The organism is Scandinavium sp. (genome assembly GCF_051650185.1).
Taxonomy (GTDB): domain Bacteria; phylum Pseudomonadota; class Gammaproteobacteria; order Enterobacterales; family Enterobacteriaceae; genus Scandinavium.
The window spans coordinates 18212-39598 of record NZ_JBOFIN010000077.1; the positions used below are offsets into that span (position 1 = coordinate 18212).

Sequence of the window (21387 nt, forward strand, 5' to 3'; positions counted from 1 at the left end):
TGACGCGCGTTTTTGACACACACAACTGCAAAGCAGGACGACAATGAATAACAAGCTCAAATCTTTGGCCTTACTGGTCAATCTGGGGATTTATGGGGTGGCGTTTCCATTGCACGCCGAAGGAACCACTGAGGAGAAAACCACAGCGAATGATGAAACGATGGTTGTCACCGCAGCTCAGCAGAACTTGCAGGCACCGGGCGTTTCCACCATTACCGCTGAGGAAATTCGTAAAAGACCTCCTGCTCGCGACGTCTCTGAAATTATTCGTACCATGCCAGGCGTAAACCTGACCGGGAACTCCACCAGCGGCCAGCGCGGCAACAACCGCCAGATTGATATTCGCGGAATGGGCCCGGAAAACACCCTGATTTTGATTGACGGTAAGCCTGTCACCAGCCGTAACTCCGTGCGTCTGGGCTGGCGCGGCGAGCGTGATACCCGCGGCGATACAAGCTGGGTGCCGCCAGAAATGATTGAGCGCATTGAAGTCATTCGTGGCCCTGCTGCCGCCCGTTACGGCAACGGCGCGGCGGGCGGCGTGGTGAACATCATCACCAAAAAATCCAGCAATGAGTGGCACGGCTCCTGGGACACCTACATGAACCTGCCGGAGCACAAAGACGAAGGCTCCACCAAGCGCACCAACTTCAGCCTGACCGGCCCGATGGGCGGCGATTTTAGCTTCCGTCTGTACGGCAACCTCGATAAAACACAGGCCGATGCCTGGGATATCAACCAGGGCCATCAGTCCGAGCGTACCGGCATTTACCAGAACACCCTGCCGGCCGGGCGTGAAGGCGTTGAAAACAAAGACATCAACGGCCTGCTGCGCTGGGACTTCGCCCCGATGCAGTCTCTGGAACTGGAGGCCGGCTACAGCCGCCAGAACAACCTTTATGCGGGCGATACCCAGAACACCAACACCAACAATTTCGTCAAAGAAAACTATGGCAAAGAGACCAACCGCCTCTACCGCCAGAACTTCTCTCTGACCTGGAACGGCGGCTGGGATAACGGCCTGACCACCAGCAACTGGGTGCAATACGAGCACACCCGCAACTCGCGTAAAGGCGAAGGCCTGGCGGGCGGCACCGAGGGGATTTTCAATACCAATAAGTTCGTGGATATCGACCTCGACGATATCCTGCTGCACAGCGAAGTGAACATTCCCATCGATTTCGTCTTCAACCAGAACCTGACGCTCGGCACCGAGTGGAACCAGCAGAAGATGAAGGATAACGGCTCGAACACCCAGACCTTTATGGGCGGCACGATCCCAGGCTTCAGCAGTACCGGCCGCAGCCCTTACTCTCAGGCTGAAATCTTCTCGCTGTTTGCTGAAGACAATATCGAAGTCACCGACACCACCATGCTGACGCCAGCACTGCGTTACGATCATCACAGCATTGTGGGCGACAACTGGAGCCCGTCTCTGAATCTGTCACAAGGTCTGTGGGATGACTTCACGCTGAAAATGGGGATTGCCCGCGCCTATAAAGCACCAAGCCTGTATCAGACCAACCCGAACTACATTCTCTACAGCAAAGGCCAGGGCTGCTATGCCAGCGCCAGCGGCTGCTATCTGCAAGGCAATGACGACCTGAAGGCCGAAACCAGTATCAACAAAGAGATTGGACTGGAGTTCAAACGCGACGGCTGGCTGGCCGGGGCGACCTGGTTCCGCAACGACTACCGCAACAAGATTGAAGCGGGCTACGCGTCGGTCTACACCAACGCCGCCGGCACCGATGTCTATAAGTGGGAAAACGTGCCGAAAGCCGTGGTTGAAGGCCTGGAAGGTACGCTGAATGTGCCGGTCACCGACACCGTGAACTGGACCAACAACATCACCTATATGCTGCAAAGTAAGAACAAGGAAACCGGCGATCGTCTGTCGATCATTCCGGAATACACCCTGAACTCAACCCTGAGCTGGCAGGTGGTACAGGACTTCTCGGTGCAGTCGACCTTTACCTGGTACGGCAAACAGCAGCCGAAGAAGTACAACTACAAAGGCCAACCGGCGACCGGCAGCGAACTCAACGAAGTTAGCCCGTACAGCATTGTTGGCCTGAGCGGCACCTGGGATGCGACGAAGTACGTCAGCCTGACGGCGGGTATCGACAACCTGTTCGATAAGCGCCACTGGCGCGCGGGTAACGCCCAGACCACTGGCGGCGCAACCGGGTATATGTACGGTGCGGGTGCTGAGACTTATAACGAGTCTGGTCGGACTTACTATTTGAGTGTGAATACGCACTTCTGATCCGGAGACTAACCCCCTCTCCCTCAAGGGAGAGGGGTTACTCACTATGAATATCGAGCACACTCCCTTTCCATTCGCCCACCTAACCCTGCATCGAATCGACTTCCAGCCTGTTACTTTCACCGAAACAGATCTCCTGTGGCTGCCGCATCACGGCAAGCTTTCGCACTCGGGAAGAAAGCGTAAAGCTGAACACCTTGCCGGGCGATTAGCGGCATTTTATGCCTTGCGGGAACAGGGCATCAGGCACATTCCCGATATCGGCGAGCAGCGCCAGCCACTCTGGCCTGAAGGTTGGTGTGGCAGCATCAGCCATGGTGGAAACACGGCGCTGGCCGTGGTGAGCAGAAGCCCGGTTGGAATCGATATTGAAGAGATTTTTACGCCAGCGCTGTGCGCTGAGATTGCCTCTGGCGTTATCTGTGATGCTGAAGAGCCGATTCTGCGAACCAGTAACCTGCCCTTCCCTTTAGCGCTGACGCTCGCTTTCAGCGCAAAAGAAAGCCTGTTCAAAGCGCTCTCTTCTGCAACCTCCGGAATGCCAGGTTTTGCCAGCGCGCAAATCATTGGCCTGAACGAACGAATGATCACCCTGAAAACGACAGCTGCGCTCTCTCCGGAGCTTGACGGAGAGTGTCACTCGCTCGTCTGGCATCAATGGGATCAGCAGGTCGTGACGCTACTGGCGAAAACTTTCCAGCTTACGTAGCTGCTGGCCTTGTTGATCAAAATTAGCGGGCGCAAGCCACGCCTGCAGCGCTTTATCAATGTCCGGCCATTCACCGTCGATTATCGACAGCCAGTCGCTGTCGCGGTTGCGCCCTTTACGAACCATACGCTGTCGAAAGCGCCCTTCGAAGGTGAAACCCATACGCTCTGCGGCTTTGCGGGAGGCGGTGTTGAGGGAATCACACTTCCATTCCACACGGCGGTAGCCGCAGGCAAAGGCTTCTTTGAGTAACAGCCATACCGCTTCCGTACTCAAGGTGCTGCGTTTCATTCGTACTGACCAACTGACGTGACCGATTTCAACAGTGCCGTGCGTCTGGTCGATAGCCATCAGGCACACCACGCCCACGGCGCGATCCGAATCCCGATCAATGACAGCGAACGGCACCAACCCTGAATCGTCGACTTTTGCCTGCAGCCAGGCGTGGGCGGCGGCAACGGTTGCCGGGCGCTCGCTGCCAAGCCATGTCCAGTCGCGATCGTCGCCCACCTGAGCAAAGGCATCAAAAAGATCGGCGGCATGCTGGCTCGCATTCAGCGGTTGCAGCTGACAGCTTCGCCCCGTCAGCACTTTTCTGGCCAGTGTTTCTGCCCCCTTCCAGTCAGGAACCCGATCGCCAACCCATTGCCCGTATTCATTCAGCTCTGCCACGTCATCCCCCTTTTAACATTTCTCCACGTTATAGCACGCCGCCAGAAACGAGGTTAAAGCCGCCAGACCACCACATAGCCCATATCACCACCAAAAGAAACATTAACCGAATCAAAAACCAGATATAACCGAATTATTCGGAATCATACTCTGCAAACGAGATCAAAATCGGCTTTAATGACGAAAAATGACGTGTCACCCGGTCACAGAGTCTCTATTATCTCCCCTTGATACATTTAGCAATGAAATGAAACATCAAGTCGGTTGAGAGGGGACCTATGAATACACTGACAAGGACAAAAAAGGATGGGCAGGAAAGTCGCCTGATGAGCGGCTTCCTCAATGCCATTGAAAAAGCGGGCAACCGTCTGCCTGAGCCCGCCCTTATTTTCTTCTATTTTTTACTCGCGGTAATGGGCCTTTCTGCCGTGCTGTCGATGGTCGAGTTCGACATCGTGAACCCGGTCAATCAGCAAACGGTGCAGATCAATAACCTGCTGTCTGCCGAAGCGTTGACCAATACGCTCGCCAACATGGTCACGACGTTCACCGGTTTTGCGCCACTCGGGATCGTGCTGGTTGCGATGCTGGGGGTTGGCGTGGCCGAGAGCTCTGGCTTTATCAACGTCGCGCTGAAAAAGATGCTGCGCGTGACGCCGAAAAAACTGCTGACGCCGATGCTGATTTTTGTCGCGATGTTCAGCCATGTCGCCGCTGATGCGGGCTATGTTCTGGTGATCCCGCTTGGCGCCATCATCTTTATGTCTGCGGGTCGTCATCCCCTGGTCGGTATTGCTGCTGCGTTCTCCGGCGTGTCCGGCGGTTTTGCCGCCAATATGGTGCCGACTGGCAACGATGCACTGCTTCAGGGCTTCACGCAGGCTGCCGCACAATTGCTCGACAGTACTTACACGGTCAATACGCTTTGCAATCTGTTCTTCGGCATCGCTTCTTCCATCGTGATTACGCTGGTCGGTTGGTGGGTAACGGAACGCATCGTTGAGCCGCGCGTGAGCAAGATGACCATCGACGGTGATTTTAAGCACGACGAAGATATGTCTCACGTCAGCGACCAGGAAAGTCGTGCATTTACCCGCGCCGGGCTGGTGATGATCCTCGGCCTGGTGGCCCTTGCGGCTGCGGCCTGGCCTGAAGGGTCAATGCTGCGTAGCACCGATGGCTCTCTGACCGCTTACAGCGCGCCGATCATGAAATCCATCGTGCCGCTGATTTTCCTGATCTTCATTATTCCAGGCATTGTCTTTGGCTTCGCCTCCGGCACGTTTAAAACCGGGAAAGACGTTATTGGCGCGATGAACGACTCCATGAGCAAGATGGGCTCCTACATGGTGATGGCGTTCTTCTGCGCGATGTTCATCAAGGCATTCAGCGATTCCAACATCGGCACGCTGGTTGCGCTGGCAGGAGCCGATGGCCTGAAAGCGATGGCGCTGCCGGGAGAAGCCACCATTATTGGGATGATTGTCCTGACGGCGGTGGTCAATCTGCTGATCGGTTCCGCTTCAGCGAAATGGGCATTGCTGTCACCGATTATGGTGCCGATGCTGATGGCGGTAGGCATTTCACCTGAACTGACCCAGGCCGCCTTCCGTATTGGTGACTCCAGTACCAACATCATCACGCCGCTGATGGTCTTCTTCCCGCTGGTCGTGGTGTATTGCCAGCGTTATGTGAAAGGCGCAGGGGTCGGCACATTAGTGTCGATGATGATGCCTTACTCCATCGCCTTCTTTATCACCTGGAGCCTGTTCCTGTTGGCATGGTGGGGGCTGGGGATGCCGCTCGGCGTCGCCGCACCGTACACCTGGTCTGCGGGCTAATTCACCTTCCCTTCCCCGGTTCGGTTTCCCGGCCGGGGAAGTGGCGCAGATGGCTGAGCGCGACAATACTGTTCAGACCTCCCTCCACGCGCCGAGATGCCCATGCCGCTCCCCGATTTCCACGTTTCCACCCCGTTTACCTTAGGCATTGAACTGGAATTGCAGGTTGTGAATCCGCCGGGCTTTGACCTGAGCCAGGACTCTTCTGCACTGATTGCGCAGATACGAGAAGCGGTCACCGCAGGTGAAATCAAGCACGACATCACCGAAAGCATGCTGGAGATTGCGACGGGCGTTTGTGAGGATATCCACCAGGCCAGCTCGCAGTTTTCCGCCATTCGCCAGACGGTCCTGGAAGCGGCTTCTCGTCAGCATGTGCAAATCTGTGGTGGTGGCACCCACCCGTTTCAGAAATGGCAACGCCAGGAAGTGTGCGATAACGAGCGTTATCTGCGGACGCTGGAGCAGTTTGGTTATCTGATCCAGCAGGCAACGGTTTTCGGCCAGCATGTTCACGTAGGGTGTTCGAACGGTGATGACGCGATTTATCTGCTGCACGGGCTTTCGCGCTTTGTCCCTCATTTTATCGCGCTGAGTGCAGCCTCCCCGTACCTTCAGGGCGCTGACAGCAAGTTTGCCTCTTCGCGCCTCAACGTTTTTTCCGCGTTTCCCGACATGGGGCCCATGCCCTGGGTGACGAACTGGCAGGAGTTTGAAGGGTTGTTCCGTCGGCTAAGCTACACCAGCATGATTGACAGCATTAAAGATTTGCACTGGGACATTCGCCCCAGTCCGCATTTTGGCACGGTGGAAGTCCGCGTGATGGATACGCCGCTAACCCTGGGTCACGCGGTCAACATTGCCGGGCTGATTCAGGCCACCGCCCGCTGGCTGCTCGAAACCCGGCCCTTTAAGCATCAGGAACGCGATTACCTGCTGTATAAATTTAACCGTTTTCAGGCCTGCCGATATGGGCTGGAAGGCGTTCTGACCGATGTTCATAGCGGAGAGCAACGAACGCTTACCGAGGACATCCAACGTCTGCTGGACACCGTTGCACCGTGGGCCGAAATGCACCAGGCAGGCAGCGCCATCGATGCCCTTTCTCTGTTGGTAAAACAAGGTCATAGCGAGGCCGATAAGATGAGAGCGTTTATCGCCGGAGGGGGATCGCTGATTTCACTGGTGGAAAAACACTGCGAGATTTGGGCCGCCTGAGGCAGGAACTTGAGGTATCATCAGGCATCATTTTTGACTGACAATGAACATTATGCTCGACTCCCTGATCACCGCCGGTGGCATTTTACTGATGGCGTTTCTCTCCTGCCTGCTGCTGCCCGCCCCTTCCCTGGGGCTGACAGTGGCGCAAAATATAGTGACGGTTTTCCACCTGATGGATTTGAACCAGCTTTATACGCTGCTGTTTTGCGTCTGGTTCCTGGCCCTTGGCGCGATTGAGTTTTTCGTCATTCGTTACGTCTGGCGGCGCTGGCTGTCACCTTCTCGCTAATCCGGTGAAATCCCTCATCCCTTCCACCAGCGCTTCGCACCAGCCCGCATAGTCATGGCCGCTGGAGGAAGGATGAAAGCTCACGCGATACCCTTTTTCACGCAGCACCTGTTCAAACTCCAGCGTGTGCTTGTAGTTGCCGCCGCCGGGGCCGCTTGCCTCAAACGCACCTGCCTGTAGCCAGAAACGCACCGGATAGCGCGGCGTTCGCTGATATTCACGAGTAAGCCAGCTGGCCGCTTCCCCTTTCGGCGCCCACCAGTAAGAGCCGGAAAGACTGAGCACATTCCCGAACAAGCGCGGATAGCGTAACGCCACCCACGAGGCGGCAAGCCCGCCGTAACTCGATCCTGCCACCACTGTTTTCTGCCGCTGCATGTTCAGCCCCTGACGATGAAGCCAGGGCAGCAGCTCGTGCGCCATGAAATCCGCAAAATGCGGATTGGGAGGCAGCTCGGCGCTGCGGCGTGCGTGATCTAACGAATCGATAAAGACGACGTTAACCGGCGGCAACGCATGACTCGCAATCAGCCCGTCGAGAATATTGGCGAAATGGTAGTCGTCCTGATACTGCCTGCCGTCAAAGAGCAGTAACGTCCAGCGTGCTGGCTGCGGCAGTCTTGGACGATAGAGCGTAATTTCCCGTGTGTTGCCGAGAAAGTCACTGTGCAGCTGATGGCGGGTCAGCGAGCCTGACTTAATCGGTGCTTTCATGGCCGACAGGCTGCAATATCGAGAAGGATTGAGCGCCAACAGAGAGGAACGGTTCCAGCGATCTTGCTGGGGTTGTAGCGTATCCGGATTCAAAGGATCGGCCTGAGCGCTGACCAAAATCGCACGCTGCTGTTCACGCCTGTTCCCCTCAATCAGCGGGACGTCGGGCGCGAGTTTGTATTGCATCAGGGTGTCTGCGGGAACCACATAGCTGTGAAACCAGACGTCGGAATCCCCCAGTCGATAGAGCGGGTCGTGATCGCCCGCAGGGGAGCCAAGAAGAAAGACGTTGTGGCGAGCGCCGCGCCAAAGGAAGGTGACACGCTTATGTTTATCATCGACAGGTTCCACCAACGGCGTGCCTTCCTGCTGACGCGCTTGCCAGAAATCAGCGGTCGAACCGCCCTGCGCCAGCGTTTTCGCTAATTGCTGCAACAAAGGGCTGGTCGGTGATGGGCTTTCACTTTTTGCCAGCGACGTGGTTTCTTTCATTCTCCACTGAAAATGCCAGCGCGCGCCTTCGTTGCCGTTGAGAACCAGCGTCGTCGGCTGGTACGGCGGCAGAGAAAACAGCAGGGTTTGCGTGCCGTCTTCCGGCCCGCCTTCCAGTAAGGTACGAATTCGCCGGTTGTCTCTGTCCAGCAGGCGCGCATCGGTCACGCCAACAAGCGTGGCCTGAACATAGTTTTCCCCAAGCTCGGGCAGTTCAAAACAGACTTCTCCGCTGGCATCAAACTTCCCTTTTTGTTCTCCCTGAACCGAAGGAGATTCGCAGGTTACTGCCGCTGCGGGCATTGCACTGAGCCCCATCAACACGCCACTCCACGCCGTCTTCATTGTGCTTGTTTCCCTGATGAACATTGCGCATCACGCTAATGCAAATGGGAATTGTTTTCAATAACATTTGTGCTGTGGATATGTCGTGAAGACATAAAAAAAGCCCGTTAAACGGGCTAGTGGATAGCGGCTAATGCGTCCGGCTCTGGTGTTCTTTACGCCAGGCACCAGGCGGCTGTTTAAACGTTCGGGTAAAGACCCGGGTGAACGTCTGTTGCGAGTCAAAGCCGTACTTCAGGCAAATGTCGTACACCTTCTGATCGGTTTCTCGCAGTTCTTCTGCTGCCAGTCGCAGCTTGCGCTCGCGAATGTAGCGTCCAAGACTCTCCCCTTTTTGCTGTAAAAACAGGCGTTGCAGGTGCCATTTTGAGTACCCCGCATGACGTGCGATATCGTCAATACGCAGTGGCTGGTGCAGATTGTGGTCAATCCACTCGACAATGGTGTCAATAACCTGAGCGGAAATCGTCATACCTTCCTCCCCTCCTCTGAATGGCCCGGCGATTATTCCCACCAGGCACGAAATTGCTGGTCGCGATTGGCGACCCAAACAGGTTCACCCTGAACCGGTGTTAACAGGCGATAGTCTTTCCCTTCACTGGCTTTGGTCAGCTGTTTGTACGGATCATCCCAGGTGTGTTTCGCAAGAACGAAACGCCCGGCATGGCCTGGCAACACGGCGCGGGCGTTGAGATCAACCGCGGCCTGCGCCGTTTCTTCTGGCAGCATATGAATGTACTTCCAGTCCTGGTCGTACTGGCCGTTTTCCATAATGGCTAAATCGACCTGACCAAACTGCTCGCCGATGGCTTTGAAATGCGGGCCATAGCCGCTGTCACCGCTGTAGTAAATGTTTTGCTCCGGGGTGACGAACATGAAGCTCGCCCACAAGGTCTGATTGCGCTTCAGGCCGCGGCCTGAAAAGTGGCGAGCAGGCAGCACATGGATGGTCAACTCGTCGCTTATCTCAACCTTCTGGTTCCAGTCCGCCTCGGTAATGATCTCGCTGTCCATTCCCCAGTAGCGCAGATGCGACCCTACGCCCAGCGGCGTCACCACACGCTTAATTTTGGGCATCAGCCCTTTGATGGTGGCGTAATCCAGATGGTCGTAGTGATCGTGCGAGATAATCAGCAGATCAATCTCCGGCATTGTCGCCGCACTCCAGGGATAGTCCCCTGCAAAAGCTTTATTCAAAAAGGAAAACGGTGCGGCATAACTGCTGAACACCGGATCAATCAAAATGCGTTTCCCGGAAAGCTGTAAATACCAGGAAGAATGCCCGAGCCAAATCATCACATCTTGTTGCGCTGGCAGGCTCGCGAGATCGGTTTTGACCCTCGGTAACGGCTGCTGCGGACGGGCATTTTCACGCTTAACGGTCAGAAACTCCCAGATTGCGGCAGGCATACTTTTTTGCCCGGACCAGCTCGGGGTGGGCTGCTGGTTGTGAAACTGACCGTCGCGATAGTTTGCAGAGCGTTCAACGGTGCTGAGCTGCGCGCCCTGTGGCGCTTTGCCAAACCCGGCATTCAGGACAAACGGTAAACTTGCTGCGCTGGCAATTAACATAATGACGACCACACTTAACAAAAGACGCTTCATATCCTGACCGAAGACAGGCTCCATCCTGGAGACACTGTGGGAAGAAACTTGATTATGAGTGAGTAAGCACTCATTATAGAAAGGAGAAGAAAGTCGTCAAGACGATTTTCAATTTTTGACATTCGCCGTTGAAGTGCTGCAAGCGGCATGTTTCAATCGACGTATTTTACAGACTGAGAGGTAAAGTGTAGTGGCTCGTCCGAAGAGTGAAGATAAAAAACAAGCGTTGCTGGAGGCCGCAACGGCCGCCATCGCCCAGCAAGGCATCGCGGCATCGACTGCCCTGATTGCCCGAAATGCAGGGGTTGCCGAAGGGACGCTGTTTCGTTATTTCGCCACTAAAGACGATCTGCTCAACGCGCTTTATCTGCACCTGAAGAGCTCGCTGTGCGAAACCATGCTTGCCGGGATCCGCAGCGCGGTGACGCCGAAAGACTTCACCCGCTGCATCTGGAACAGCTACATCAGCTGGGGCGTGCAAAACCCCATTGGTCACAAAGCCATTCGTCGTATGGCCGTCAGTGAAAAAATCACCGCCGACACCAAACAGCAGGTTTCCGACATGTTCCCGGAGCTGAATAAGCTCTGCGAACGTTCCGTGCGCGAGGTGTTTCTCTCTGAATCCTATCGTGCCTTTGGCGATGCGCTGTTTTTGTCTCTGGCCGAAACCACCATTGAGTTTGCCAGCCATGAACCAAAGCGCGCAGGCGACCTGACCGCACTGGGTTTTGAAGCAATGTGGCTGGCGCTGGCTGAGGAAGGCGTCTCATGAAGGGGGAAGCGGTCGTCAAACACGCTCACCAGTTCGCCCTTGAACTGCCCTTCACCGAGCAAGCCTGGCCGTTTGGCCCGGAATATGACGTCTACCAGGTCGGCGGCAAAATCTTCATGATTGCCCTGACGCTGCGCGGTCAGCCCATCATCAACCTCAAAGCCAGACCGGATAACGTCCTGTTGCATCAGGAGATTTATAAGAGCATTGGGCCGGGTTATCACATGAATAAAAAACACTGGATAACCGTCTACGGTGGCGATGATATCAGCCCTGAACTGGTCGAATCGCTCATCGACGACTCCTGGCATTGCGTGGTGGATAAGCTGCCTAAACGGCAGCAAAAAATGATGCGCCCGCTGTGATTTTCTGTTTTTAACAACAAGTGTTATCGGTTATTTAATACTTATCTTTTCGCAGCTTGCGCTGTACTCTGCTCCCACTGAACGCACCCGCTACGGGGTGTTACCACTTTGAGGAGCCATCATGGACATCATTTCCGTCGCCTTAAAACGCCACTCAACCAAAGCTTTTGATGCCAGCGTGAAGCTGACCGCCGCTCAGGCTGAAAATCTGAAAACCCTGCTGCAGTTCAGCCCGTCCAGCACCAACTCTCAGCCGTGGCACTTTATCGTTGCCAGCACGGAAGAAGGCAAAGCTCGCGTGGCGAAATCCGCCGCTGGCGGTTTCGTTTTCAACGAACGCAAAATGCTGGATGCTTCCCACGTCGTGGTGTTCTGTGCGAAAACCGCAATGGATGATGCCTGGCTTGAAAAAGTGGTCGATCAGGAAGACGCAGATGGCCGTTTCGCCACCCCAGAAGCCAAAGCGGGCAACCACAAAGGCCGCACCTTCTTCGCCGATTTACACCGCAAAGAGCTGAAAGATGACAGCCACTGGATGCAGAAACAGGTCTACCTGAACGTCGGTAACTTCCTGCTCGGCGTGGCCGCTATGGGTCTGGATGCAGTGCCTATCGAAGGGTTTGATGCCGCGATCATGGATGAAGAGTTTGGCCTGGAAGAAAAAGGCTTCACCAGCGTCGTGGTGGTGCCGGTTGGCCGCCACAGCGTGGAAGACTTCAACGCCAGCCTGCCAAAATCCCGTCTGCCGCAGAGCACGACAGTGACCGAGATCTAATCTCGTCGCCCGGCGATGTTCTGTCGTCGGGCGTCTTTCAATAAAGCTTAATGATCGGATTTTCAACGCCACACGCCAGCGCATAGCGTGTCAGCGTGTCGAGGCTTGCACGAGTCACATTGGCCTCCATTCTGGATACCGTCGGTGGCGTCACGCCCATTCGTTCAGCAACCTGAGAACGCGTTAACCCTGCAACCTGACGCCACTGCGCCAGCATGTCTCGCAGACGCTCTTGCCGCTCCAGGGCATCATAAGCTTCCTTCACGCCGGGCTGAGCAAGCATTTTCGCTCTGACTTCATCCCAGGGAATGATATTCTTACTCATCGTGCATCTCCTTTAGTCTGTTCATCGCGAGGTGAAGCTCGGCCTTCGGTGTCTTCTGTGTTTTCTTCACAAAGACCCTTAACAACCAGATAACTTTGCCTCGTCGGTACACATAGATCCCGCGAGTATGGAAGAAACCTACTGTGCGAATTTCAAATAACCCATTCCCTAATGGCTTTGAGTCTGGCTCACGTAACACCGTAGGGTTTGCTCGCAGTTTATCCAGTTGGCGAATAAGTCGGGCCTGAACCCGCTTCGGCAAAGCAAGAAGCTCTTCCTGCGCCGAGTCATGTACTTCCAGTCGAAACATATCGCTCTTCTCCCTGAGAACTTAGCATATAAGGCAAATTGCCTTAAAGGCTAAATTTGCACTTTTCACCTGAACGTTAACGTATCAGGCAGAAAAGTGCAGGAACCCGCAGGGAAAAGAGCGAGTTGGCTTCAGAAGAGTTTTACTTTTTTGCAGTGGAATACATTCCTGCATGCCAGATTTTCTCGGCATACCGCCCAAGAACGGCCAGCGAGGCCGCTAAAATCAGGAAGAAAACCACTTTATGCAGGCCATCCCAGAAATACTCGAAGAAGCGGGTGTAGAGATTGATGGCGAGGAACGTGAGGCCGAAGCCACGCAGCATGCCGTCATCGGTTTTCAGGCTGATATAAAGACACACCCCGGCAGCAACCGCAAACAGCAATGCCCACGGAAGCAGCTCGGCATGCGAGCTGATGCTCCAGCTATCAAGATCGTAGTTACCGAAAATCGACATGATCCACAGGGCGATAAACAGATAAGTCAGCCCCATGGCTTTGCTGACGGTCAACAGCTGGCGAGCCTGTAAAATACGTTTCAGCAACACGCACCCGGTCAACAACGCACCGCCAAACAGGACGAAGCGAATCGGGTAGTTCATCCCTAGCCAGTACGCGCCCCAGCCGGAGACATAGCCAGTTTCCGCGCCAAACCAGTTACCCAGCGCCAGCAGGAAGAACAGCCATACCAGTGAGGAACGAGCCAACCAGCCCACCGCGCCGTAAACCGCGCAGCCAAGCAGGAACAGCGGCGCGATATGTCCGCTGCCGTCATCCAGCCTTTCACCAAGTTGCCAAAGCGCCAGCGCAGTGAACACTACGCCAAGGAATAAAATAGCTTCCGTGCTGTAATGCCATTGGGTTTCCCGACGCTGCCGCCGAAACCCCCACACATAAAACACGGCCGCCATAACGGCAGGTAAAAGGATGCGCGAAAGACCAGAAAATGAAAAAATCGCCAGCAAATACGCCATCAACTCGCTGTCCGCAAACAGGCTTGCCAGCGCGATCAGTACGCACGCGATGGCGATCCAAAAGGCATAACGGCTCAGCCGTCGCCAGTCAAAATCCGCAGGTCGAAGCGTGGCCGCCAAACGCTGGTGTTCAGCTTCACTCAACTCCCCTTCCCCCTGCCAGTCAGCCAAAGCCCGGCGAATAATACGTTCCTGTTTGCGGGTGACGTTCATCCTGTTTCCTTTCCGATAACGACATAACGGACGCTGACTTATCGCTGTGAATCAAGCCATTGCAGCGCGTTTTCACCGGCTTCATCCACCGGCAGATAGACTAAAAGACGCGAACCATTCCGGGGGGCAGAATACCAGTACATCAGCTGAAGATTGAAGACGCCGAGCACGGGATGGTGAAACGTTTTGAGCTGGTTTTCGACGCCGCGCACTTCGTAGCGCTGATGCCAGAGCGATTCAAATTCAGAGGAGGCGGCAAAAAAACGCGCCAGTTTGTCTTCCCAGGCCGGATCGCCACGATGTTCGGCCATCGCCGCGCGGAAGTAGGAGACAAAAGTGGGCAACACGTCCGGATGGGCGAGGCGGCTTTGCCAGGCTTCATGAGTCAGATAGAGATAAATGCAGTTCCGATCTTCCTCCGGCAGGGTGGCAAAATCCACGCCCATTAAGCGGCAAAAGCTGTCGTTCCAGGCCACGATATCGAAATTGGGCTTCTGAATGCTGGCGGGCTGCGGCATGAGGGTGTCCAGCATCCGCCGCGTTCCTGCGCTGATCCCTTCACATTGTGGAATTTGCAAGGATTCCTGAGGCGGCAATCCTGCCAGCACAAAAAGATGGCGTGTTTCTAACGGCGAGCACTGAAGCGCATTGGCCACGGCCTGCATCACGGCCGCAGAGGGGTTCACTTCCCTGCCCTGCTCCAGCCACGTGTACCAGGTGACGCCCACATCGGCCAGCATCGCGACTTCTTCACGACGCAAGCCAGGCGTTCGCCGCCGTCCACTGCGTGGCATGCCTAGCCGTTGTGGATCAAGACTTTCACGCCGCGAGCGCAGAAAAGCGCCCAACTGTTTGCGGCTATCGTCATGCAGTGATGGGGTCAACTCAACAGGCGCGATCAGCGACATCGGTCCTCCAGCATAGTAGTGCCAGTACCAGTATAACCAGGAACTGGTACCCGTTTATTCATTCAGCGATGCTACGTCCGATCCCTGAATGACGCAATGGAGTCTCCCATGAATTCGTCTGCTGTTTCACCTGGCCGTGCCGGTTTGCTGATACTTCTGACCGGACAAATGCTGCCGCTGATAGACACATCCATTACCAACGTGGCGCTGGATCCCATCACCCGGTCGCTGCACACCACGCCCACTCAACTGGAGCTGATTGTCGCCTTGTACGGCGTAGCCTTCGCGGTTTGTCTGGCGATGGGCAGTAAGCTTGGCGATAACCACGGCCGCCGCCGGGTATTTATGTGGGGTGTCGCCCTGTTTGGCTTAGCCTCATTGTTGTGCGGGATGGCCGGCTCAGTTCACGCCCTGCTTGCCGCACGAACCTTACAAGGGGCAGGCGCCGCGCTCATCGTGCCGCAAATTCTGGCGACGCTGCATGTGACGCTTAAAGGGCGCGAACATGCCCGCGCAATCAGTCTTTATGGCGGCATTGGCGGCATCGCATTTATTGTCGGGCAAATGGGCGGTGGCTGGCTGGTTTCCGCCGATTTTGGCGGATTAGGCTGGCGGAATGCCTTTTTTATCAACGTGCCTGTTTGTCTTTTAGTCCTGGCACTGAGTCATCACTATGTCCCGGAAACCCGCAGCGAAAGCCCTTCTGGCATTGACTGGCCGGGCACCGTTTACCTGGCCATGATCCTCTGCTGCCTGCTGTTTCCCATGGCACTCGGCAGAGAGCTGCACTGGCCGTTAGCCCTGCAACTGATGTTAGTGGCACTCATCCCGCTTATCTGGCTAATGCGTCAGAATGCGCTGGCAAAGCAGCAGCAAGGACAAATGCCGCTTCTGCCACCGCGCCTGCTGAAGCTGCCGAGCATCCGTTTTGGGCTGGTGATCGCCCTGCTCTTTTTCAGCGCCTGGTCCGGTTTTATGTTTTGCATGGCGCTGACCATGCAGAGTGGGCTGGGCATGGCTCCCTGGCAGTCGGGCAACAGTTTTATCGCGCTCGGCATCGCCTATTTTGTTTCAGCCCTCTTCGCACCAAAGCTTATCGCGCGTTACAGCATGGGCAAAATCCTGCTGACTGGCCTGTCAGTACAACTCGCAGGCCTGCTGCTGCTGATGCTGACCTTCTGGCATTTTGGCCTGCACACCAGTGCGGTAACGCTGGCTCCGGCCACGGCGCTGATTGGCTACGGGCAGGCGCTTATCGTCAACAGTTTTTACCGGATTGGCATGCGTGATATCAAAAAACAGGATGCGGGAGCAGGCAGTGCTATTTTGAGTACGCTTCAGCAATCCACGCTCGGGCTGGGCCCTGCGGTGCTGGGAAGCATGTTTCTGGCCCTGGCTTCAGGCGGCGGTTACATTACGGCGATCGTCGGTTTTCTGGGGCTGGAAGTGCTGTTGATGCTGCTGCTCGCGGCGGTCGCATTGAGCTTCCGTCAGCATTTATCTGGCTGTCCGGTACCGTCACTCTGAGGCCATGCGGTTTGCATCTTATTCTCTCAGCGGTCATCATGACCGCTGAAATAGAGGAGAAGTTATGCAGGAAATAATAAAAGCCTTCGAGAAATGGGGCATCGACATTAATCACACCACATCGCTTATTATCATTTTCGGAATTATTTTTCTCACCGCGATTATTCTGCACGTGATATTGCACCGGGTGGTGCTGCGCGCTTTTGAAAAACGGGCGCAGACCAGCCAGCATTTTTGGTTGCAAATCATCACCCAGAACAAGCTCTTTCACCGTGCCGCCCTGACGGTTCAAGGGATTGTGGTTCAGGTACAGGCGATGCTTTGGCTGCAAAAAGGCAGCGACGCGTCCAGCATTCTTATCAACTGCGCCCAGCTTTGGGTGATGTTGTATTCGCTGCTGACCTTTTTCTCGCTTCTGGATGTCGTGCTTAATCTGTCGCGGAAATATACCTTTTCTTCCCAGCTTCCGCTGAAAGGCATTTTCCAGGGCATTAAACTGATCAGCGCTATCCTGGTCGGGATCCTGATTATTTCGCTGCTGCTGGGTCAGTCACCAGCCATATTAATCAGCGGATTGGGCGCGATGGCAGCGGTATTAATGCTGGTATTTAAAGATCCGATTCTCGGGCTGGTTGCGGGGATACAGCTTTCGGCGAACGACATGCTGCGTCTGGGCGACTGGCTGGAAATGCCGAAATATGGCGCAGATGGTGCCGTCACCGATATCGGTCTGACGACCGTCAAAGTGCGCAACTGGGATAACACCATTACCACCATTCCAACCTGGGCACTGGTGTCGGACTCCTTCAAAAACTGGAGCGGCATGTCATCCTCCGGCGGCCGTCGTATTAAACGCAGCATTAATCTCGATACCACCAGCATCCATTTTCTTGATGAGCAGGAACAGGAACGACTGATTCAGGCGAAACTCCTGAAGCCGTACATGGACAGCCGTCATCAGGAAATCAGTCAGTGGAACCAGCAACAGGGTGGCGATGAGTCCATTCTCAACCGACGCAAAATGACCAACGTCGGCACGTTCCGCGTGTACCTGAATGAGTACCTGCGCAATCACCCTCGCATTCGTAAAGACATGACCCTGATGGTTCGCCAGTTAGCGCCGGATGCTAACGGTCTGCCGCTGGAAATCTACGCCTTCACCAACACCGTGGTTTGGGCGGAATATGAAGGGATTCAGGCCGATATTTTTGACCACATTTTTGCGGTCGTCGATGAGTTTGGTTTACGCATTCACCAGAGTCCGACCGGCAATGATATTCGCGCATTATCAGGTGCCCACGCATAGAAAAAAAATCCCGCCAGACGGCGGGATTCGTTTATCAGGCACGTTTTCTCAACGTCTTAAAAGCAACGAACAGGAAAATCACCCACACCGGTAGAAGGATTGCCGACAGGCGCATCCCGTCCATTGTCAGCATCAGCACAAAAATCATCAGCAGAAACGCAATGCACAGGTAGTTGCTGGCAGGTGCCCACAGGGCGCGGAATTTCGGCTCGCGCCCTTTGCGACGCTGCGCGACACGGAACTTCAAATGCGCGAGGCAAATCATCACCCAGTTCAGCAGCAGTGTTGCCACAACCAGCGCCATCAGCAGGCCAAATGCTTCGTGTGGCAGCAGGTAGTTCACCAGCACCACCAGCGAGGTGATCACGCCAGAGAGCATCAACGAATTCACTGGTACACCGCGACGGTTGACGCGGGTGAGGAATTTCGGCGCATTCCCCTGCACAGACAGGCCAAACAGCATGCGGCTGTTGGAATAGACCCCGCTGTTATAAACAGACAGCGATGCCACAAGAATCACGAAATTAAGCGCAGAGGCCACCAGGTTGCTGTCAAGGTTGTGAAAAATCATCACAAAAGGACTGCTGTCCGATTTGATTTCCAGCCACGGATAGAGCGCCAACAGCACCACCAGCGAACCGATATAGAACAGCAAAATACGGTACACCACCTGATTAACCGCTTTGGGGATGGTCGTTTCCGGATCGCGCGCTTCGGCAGCGGTAATGCCAATCAGTTCCAGCCCGCCAAATGAGAACATGATAACCGCCAGCGACAGGACCAGCCCATGCCAGCCTGTTGCGAGGAACCCTCCGTGCTGCCAGAGGTTATCGAAGCTGGCGCGCTCACCGCCATGGCCGGTAAACAGCATCCACAGCCCAAAGCCAATCATCCCGACAATCGCCAGCACTTTGATCAGCGCAAACCAGAATTCGGTTTCGCCATACAGGCGCACATTCACCAGATTCACGGCATTAATGATGAGAAAGAAGCCTGCGGCCCAGACCCAGGTTGGCACGTCGGGCAGCCAGTACTGCATATAAATCCCGGCGGCGGTCAACTCGGCCATCCCGACCAGCACAAACATCACCCAGTAGTTCCAGCCAGACAGGAACCCGGCGAACGGCCCCCAGTATTTATAGGCGAAGTGGGCGAAAGAACCGGAGACGGGCTCTTCAACCACCATTTCACCGAGCTGGCGCATGATAAGAAAAGCAATGATCCCGGCGAGGGCATAGCCCAGCACCACGGCAGGCCCGGCCATCTGAATGGCAGGACCTATCCCAAGAAACAGCCCGGTGCCAATGGCCCCGCCGAGAGCGATTAACTGGATATGGCGGTTTTGCAAACCGCGGTGAAGCGTCGGCTGACTGTCCGACTCAGCATCCGTTGGCAAATTTTCGGATGCGGATGACGCGTTTCTCACGTCGTTCCCCTGTAGCGTTTTTTCGAAGGGGCACCTTTTAACACTTCATCGGAGGTGTCGCAAGTTTCGTTCCGGCGAGTTATCCCGCCGGAATGAGGCCATCATCAGAAGTCGTAGCTCATCGATACCTTCACTGTGCGAGGTTCACCCTGGAAGATGTAGGTGCCGTAGCTTTCTACCCCGGACCAGTATTTCTCATTGGTGACGTTATCCACGCCCACGCGCCAGACCATTTCGTTCTGATTTGCGTTTACGCGGGTACGGTAGCGCACGCCGAGATCAAGCGTGGTGTAGCTGTCCAGCTTTTTGGTGTTTGCCGCATCGGCATACTGCGAACCGGTGTGGCTCACTTTTGCCGTTGCCGTCAGACCATCCACAGGCTTGATATCGTATTCCGCGCCCAGCACCGCATAGAAACGAGACACGCCAATGGCATCGTTGCCATCATTGGTGCCGCCCGCCGTTTTGGTCAGTTCCGGATCAAGCCATGTCGTGCTGCCGTTCAGACGCAGGCCGAGAACCGGTTCACCAAACACGTTCAGTTCGACGCCCCGGTTACGCTGCTCGCCATCCAGCACATAGTAGTTATCGCTGTTCAGCAGCGCAGAGGGCTTCTTAATTTCGAACAGCGCCAGTGAGCCGCCCACCCGCTCGTAATCAATCTTCACCCCCACTTCATTCTGTTTGGAGTGCAGAATGCCCATGCTCTGGCCGTAGTTCGCAGCCCCCGTTGGCGCATTGTCGCCGGGTTGCAGCGCTTCGGTGTGGTTCGCGTACAGCGAAAGCTCTTTCCACGGCTTGTAAACAATGCCGTAAGTGGGCGTCCAGCGGCTTTCGGTATAGCGTGAAGAGGTATCTTCCAGCCCCGTCGCGTTGCTGTAGTTGCGCACCACGACTTTCTGGTGACGGGCCGCGGCGGTGAACAGCACCTGATCGTCGAAGAAGCCCAGCGTGTCGCTTAACAGCCAGCCCTGAGTCCGGCTACGGGCTGTGGTCAGCGGGTCGAAATAGTTGCCGCCAAACCAGGCGTTGTCCGGTTTCGCCACCCCCTGGTTGTCATAGATATTGGTGGTCGGATTGTTGGAAGACATGCGCCATGCCGTTTTGTCTTCTTTAATTTGGGCTGCGTATCCGACGTTAACGCTGTGGCTGACCGGGCCGGTATCGAAGTTGCCACGCAGGCCGCCCATGCCGCTCCAGGCGTCAATGATACGGTTAGTATCCAGACGGCCGACGGTGGCATCGCCGCTTTCATTGATCAGCTTAGGTGCAGAGTAAGTGCCGATTTCGTGAGAGTGCTGCCCGCCAAACGCCGCATAGGTCGTCCAGTTATCGGTCAGATCGTATTCGGCTTTTGCCATCCCGAATTCACTTTCGATATCGCTGTAGCCCCAGGTCTGGCTGTAGTTTTTACTGCTGTCAGGCACTTCAGGAATGAAATTCACGCCGCTGATGTTGACGCCCATTTCCCCGCCGTGGAACGTTTTCTTCTGGTAGCCCAAATCCAGCGACGTGCGCAGGCGATCGCCACGGTAATCCAGGCCGAGCGACGCCAGTGTGGTACGGCGTTTGTCAGCATCAACAGCCGTTTCCCCTTCGCGATCGACAAAGTTGAATCGTGCGCCAAACTGGTTGTTGTCACCGAAGCGACGGCCCAGATCCAGCGTGCCGCCTACCTGAGAATCAGAAGTGTAATCCACGCCAACGCTCGCTGTCGGCGTGTCTTCCGCACGCTTCGGCTCGAGGTTGATCATCCCGCCGACACCGGTGCTCGCCGCGCCGTTTAGCAGGCCGTTTGCGCCTTTGAAAATCTCGACGCGCTCAAGCATTTGGGTGTCCATCACCTGACGCGGCACCACGCCCGCCAGGCCGCCCATCGTAATGTCGTCGCCATCGAGTTCGAAGCCACGGATTTTATAGGTCTCCGCGAAGTTGCCGTAACCCTGCACCGGCTGCACGCTGGCATCGTTGCGCACGACATCAGCGATGGTTTTTGCCTGCTGATCCTTCACCAGTTTTGAGGTGTAGCCGACAACGTTAAACGGCACGTCCATTGCGTTTTGTTCGCCGAGCATCCCCAGACGCCCACCGTGGGCCACCTGCCCGTCGAGGAACGCCGGCACCAGATCGTTGCCACCGGGTATGAAATCATTCCCTTCGGTCGCCTGAACCACCATGGTTTCTTCGCTGGCTGTTTTTTGCTGAGTGTCTGCCGCCAGGGCAGAGTGAGAAACCGCGCCGATGGCGAGTGCCAGCAGCGTTTTACGAAACGCAGTTGTGTTGGAGTTATGCATGATTTGTTTTTAACGAGGCTAAGTGAAACAAAATGG

At 55.4% G+C, this 21387-nt stretch carries 20 protein-coding genes; 10 read left to right on the forward strand and 10 right to left on the reverse strand.

The window, feature by feature from the left end; all coding sequences use genetic code 11:
* The first annotated feature begins 43 nt into the window (after positions 1-43).
* Both ACRCWW_RS09750 and entD read left to right on the forward strand, forming a co-directional pair.
* The gene (locus ACRCWW_RS09750; protein ID WP_438682235.1) at positions 44-2269 is read left to right on the forward strand and encodes a TonB-dependent siderophore receptor; all 2226 of its coding nucleotides are present in this window, start codon (positions 44-46) and stop codon (positions 2267-2269) included.
* A gap of 46 nt (positions 2270-2315) precedes the next feature.
* Entirely contained in the window at positions 2316-2978 is a 663-nt protein-coding gene (gene entD, locus ACRCWW_RS09755) for an enterobactin synthase subunit EntD (protein ID WP_438682236.1), read from the forward strand.
* On the opposite strand, the gene ACRCWW_RS09760 is transcribed toward entD, so the two are convergent.
* A complete protein-coding gene (locus ACRCWW_RS09760; RefSeq protein ID WP_438682237.1) occupies positions 2949-3650 on the reverse strand; it encodes a GNAT family N-acetyltransferase in 702 nt (233 codons plus the stop codon). The genes entD and ACRCWW_RS09760 overlap by 30 nt on opposite strands.
* Positions 3651-3928: 278 nt before the next feature.
* On the opposite strand from ACRCWW_RS09760, the gene ACRCWW_RS09765 reads away from it, so the two are divergent.
* The 3 genes from ACRCWW_RS09765 to ACRCWW_RS09775 all read left to right on the forward strand — a co-directional run bounded on the left by ACRCWW_RS09765 (position 3929) and on the right by ACRCWW_RS09775 (position 7001).
* Complete coding sequence (locus tag ACRCWW_RS09765) at positions 3929-5491, forward strand: AbgT family transporter (protein ID WP_438682238.1); 1563 nt, start codon at positions 3929-3931, stop codon at positions 5489-5491.
* A 102-nt stretch (positions 5492-5593) separates the two neighbouring features.
* Entirely contained in the window at positions 5594-6709 is a 1116-nt protein-coding gene (locus ACRCWW_RS09770; protein ID WP_438682239.1) for a YbdK family carboxylate-amine ligase, read from the forward strand.
* A gap of 52 nt (positions 6710-6761) precedes the next feature.
* Complete coding sequence (locus tag ACRCWW_RS09775) at positions 6762-7001, forward strand: DUF1158 domain-containing protein (RefSeq protein ID WP_438682240.1); 240 nt, start codon at positions 6762-6764, stop codon at positions 6999-7001.
* Here the strand turns inward: ACRCWW_RS09775 and ACRCWW_RS09780 are convergent.
* The 3 genes from ACRCWW_RS09780 to ACRCWW_RS09790 all read right to left on the reverse strand — a co-directional run bounded on the left by ACRCWW_RS09780 (position 6987) and on the right by ACRCWW_RS09790 (position 10157).
* Positions 6987-8552: an alpha/beta hydrolase-fold protein gene (locus tag ACRCWW_RS09780; protein ID WP_438682241.1), complete on the reverse strand. Its 1566-nt coding sequence runs from the start codon at positions 8550-8552 to the stop codon at positions 6987-6989. The genes ACRCWW_RS09775 and ACRCWW_RS09780 overlap by 15 nt on opposite strands.
* A gap of 130 nt (positions 8553-8682) precedes the next feature.
* A complete protein-coding gene (locus ACRCWW_RS09785) occupies positions 8683-9024 on the reverse strand; it encodes a RamA family antibiotic efflux transcriptional regulator (protein WP_438682242.1) in 342 nt (113 codons plus the stop codon).
* Positions 9025-9056: 32 nt separating this feature from the next.
* Positions 9057-10157: an MBL fold metallo-hydrolase gene (locus tag ACRCWW_RS09790; RefSeq protein ID WP_438682243.1), complete on the reverse strand. Its 1101-nt coding sequence runs from the start codon at positions 10155-10157 to the stop codon at positions 9057-9059.
* A 190-nt stretch (positions 10158-10347) separates the two neighbouring features.
* On the opposite strand from ACRCWW_RS09790, the gene ACRCWW_RS09795 reads away from it, so the two are divergent.
* The 3 genes from ACRCWW_RS09795 to nfsB all read left to right on the forward strand — a co-directional run bounded on the left by ACRCWW_RS09795 (position 10348) and on the right by nfsB (position 12069).
* Positions 10348-10929 (forward strand): TetR/AcrR family transcriptional regulator, encoded by a 582-nt coding sequence (locus ACRCWW_RS09795; protein ID WP_438682244.1) that lies wholly within the window; start codon positions 10348-10350, stop codon positions 10927-10929.
* Complete coding sequence (locus ACRCWW_RS09800; protein WP_438682245.1) at positions 10926-11294, forward strand: MmcQ/YjbR family DNA-binding protein; 369 nt, start codon at positions 10926-10928, stop codon at positions 11292-11294. The genes ACRCWW_RS09795 and ACRCWW_RS09800 overlap by 4 nt, the downstream gene beginning before the upstream one ends.
* Before the next feature lie 121 nt (positions 11295-11415).
* The gene (nfsB, locus tag ACRCWW_RS09805) at positions 11416-12069 is read left to right on the forward strand and encodes an oxygen-insensitive NAD(P)H nitroreductase (protein ID WP_438682246.1); all 654 of its coding nucleotides are present in this window, start codon (positions 11416-11418) and stop codon (positions 12067-12069) included.
* A gap of 37 nt (positions 12070-12106) precedes the next feature.
* Here nfsB and ACRCWW_RS09810 read toward each other — a convergent pair whose 3' ends face one another.
* The 4 genes from ACRCWW_RS09810 to ACRCWW_RS09825 all read right to left on the reverse strand — a co-directional run bounded on the left by ACRCWW_RS09810 (position 12107) and on the right by ACRCWW_RS09825 (position 14798).
* The gene (locus ACRCWW_RS09810) at positions 12107-12394 is read right to left on the reverse strand and encodes a helix-turn-helix domain-containing protein (RefSeq protein ID WP_438682247.1); all 288 of its coding nucleotides are present in this window, start codon (positions 12392-12394) and stop codon (positions 12107-12109) included.
* Positions 12387-12704 carry a type II toxin-antitoxin system RelE/ParE family toxin gene (locus ACRCWW_RS09815; RefSeq protein WP_438682248.1) on the reverse strand — a complete coding sequence of 106 codons (318 nt, stop codon included), beginning with the start codon at positions 12702-12704 and terminating at the stop codon, positions 12387-12389. Before ACRCWW_RS09815 ends, ACRCWW_RS09810 begins: the two co-directional genes overlap by 8 nt.
* A gap of 142 nt (positions 12705-12846) precedes the next feature.
* Positions 12847-13890, reverse strand: coding sequence for a DUF2157 domain-containing protein (locus tag ACRCWW_RS09820; RefSeq protein WP_438682249.1), 1044 nt, complete (start codon positions 13888-13890; stop codon positions 12847-12849).
* A gap of 38 nt (positions 13891-13928) precedes the next feature.
* Entirely contained in the window at positions 13929-14798 is an 870-nt protein-coding gene (locus ACRCWW_RS09825) for a helix-turn-helix transcriptional regulator (RefSeq protein WP_438682250.1), read from the reverse strand.
* A gap of 108 nt (positions 14799-14906) precedes the next feature.
* Here ACRCWW_RS09825 and ACRCWW_RS09830 point away from each other — a divergent pair, with 108 nt between their 5' ends.
* Both ACRCWW_RS09830 and ACRCWW_RS09835 read left to right on the forward strand, forming a co-directional pair.
* Positions 14907-16325 (forward strand): MFS transporter, encoded by a 1419-nt coding sequence (locus ACRCWW_RS09830; protein ID WP_438682251.1) that lies wholly within the window; start codon positions 14907-14909, stop codon positions 16323-16325.
* A 64-nt stretch (positions 16326-16389) separates the two neighbouring features.
* Positions 16390-17631 (forward strand): mechanosensitive ion channel family protein, encoded by a 1242-nt coding sequence (locus tag ACRCWW_RS09835; RefSeq protein WP_438682252.1) that lies wholly within the window; start codon positions 16390-16392, stop codon positions 17629-17631.
* 34 nt (positions 17632-17665) lie between these two features.
* On the opposite strand, the gene pheP is transcribed toward ACRCWW_RS09835, so the two are convergent.
* Positions 17666-19057 carry a phenylalanine transporter gene (pheP, locus tag ACRCWW_RS09840; RefSeq protein WP_438682253.1) on the reverse strand — a complete coding sequence of 464 codons (1392 nt, stop codon included), beginning with the start codon at positions 19055-19057 and terminating at the stop codon, positions 17666-17668.
* A 104-nt stretch (positions 19058-19161) separates the two neighbouring features.
* The gene (locus tag ACRCWW_RS09845) at positions 19162-21351 is read right to left on the reverse strand and encodes a TonB-dependent receptor (RefSeq protein ID WP_438682254.1); all 2190 of its coding nucleotides are present in this window, start codon (positions 21349-21351) and stop codon (positions 19162-19164) included.
* Between the last annotated feature and the right edge of the window lie 36 nt (positions 21352-21387).

Bases quoted from the DNA above. Each gene is read 5' to 3' on its own strand.
- ACRCWW_RS09750 (WP_438682235.1), top strand. From the start codon at position 44: ATGAATAACAAGCTCAAATCTTTGGCCTTACTGGTCAATCTGGGGATT.
- entD (WP_438682236.1), top strand. From the start codon at position 2,316: ATGAATATCGAGCACACTCCCTTTCCATTCGCCCACCTAACCCTGCAT.
- ACRCWW_RS09765 (WP_438682238.1), top strand. From the start codon at position 3,929: ATGAATACACTGACAAGGACAAAAAAGGATGGGCAGGAAAGTCGCCTG.
- ACRCWW_RS09770 (WP_438682239.1), top strand. From the start codon at position 5,594: ATGCCGCTCCCCGATTTCCACGTTTCCACCCCGTTTACCTTAGGCATT.
- ACRCWW_RS09775 (WP_438682240.1), top strand. From the start codon at position 6,762: ATGCTCGACTCCCTGATCACCGCCGGTGGCATTTTACTGATGGCGTTT.
- ACRCWW_RS09780 (WP_438682241.1), bottom strand. From the start codon at position 8,552: ATGAAGACGGCGTGGAGTGGCGTGTTGATGGGGCTCAGTGCAATGCCC.
- ACRCWW_RS09785 (WP_438682242.1), bottom strand. From the start codon at position 9,024: ATGACGATTTCCGCTCAGGTTATTGACACCATTGTCGAGTGGATTGAC.
- ACRCWW_RS09790 (WP_438682243.1), bottom strand. From the start codon at position 10,157: ATGAAGCGTCTTTTGTTAAGTGTGGTCGTCATTATGTTAATTGCCAGC.
- ACRCWW_RS09800 (WP_438682245.1), top strand. From the start codon at position 10,926: ATGAAGGGGGAAGCGGTCGTCAAACACGCTCACCAGTTCGCCCTTGAA.
- nfsB (WP_438682246.1), top strand. From the start codon at position 11,416: ATGGACATCATTTCCGTCGCCTTAAAACGCCACTCAACCAAAGCTTTT.
- ACRCWW_RS09810 (WP_438682247.1), bottom strand. From the start codon at position 12,394: ATGAGTAAGAATATCATTCCCTGGGATGAAGTCAGAGCGAAAATGCTT.
- ACRCWW_RS09815 (WP_438682248.1), bottom strand. From the start codon at position 12,704: ATGTTTCGACTGGAAGTACATGACTCGGCGCAGGAAGAGCTTCTTGCT.
- ACRCWW_RS09820 (WP_438682249.1), bottom strand. From the start codon at position 13,890: ATGAACGTCACCCGCAAACAGGAACGTATTATTCGCCGGGCTTTGGCT.
- ACRCWW_RS09825 (WP_438682250.1), bottom strand. From the start codon at position 14,798: ATGTCGCTGATCGCGCCTGTTGAGTTGACCCCATCACTGCATGACGAT.
- ACRCWW_RS09830 (WP_438682251.1), top strand. From the start codon at position 14,907: ATGAATTCGTCTGCTGTTTCACCTGGCCGTGCCGGTTTGCTGATACTT.
- ACRCWW_RS09835 (WP_438682252.1), top strand. From the start codon at position 16,390: ATGCAGGAAATAATAAAAGCCTTCGAGAAATGGGGCATCGACATTAAT.
- ACRCWW_RS09845 (WP_438682254.1), bottom strand. From the start codon at position 21,351: ATGCATAACTCCAACACAACTGCGTTTCGTAAAACGCTGCTGGCACTC.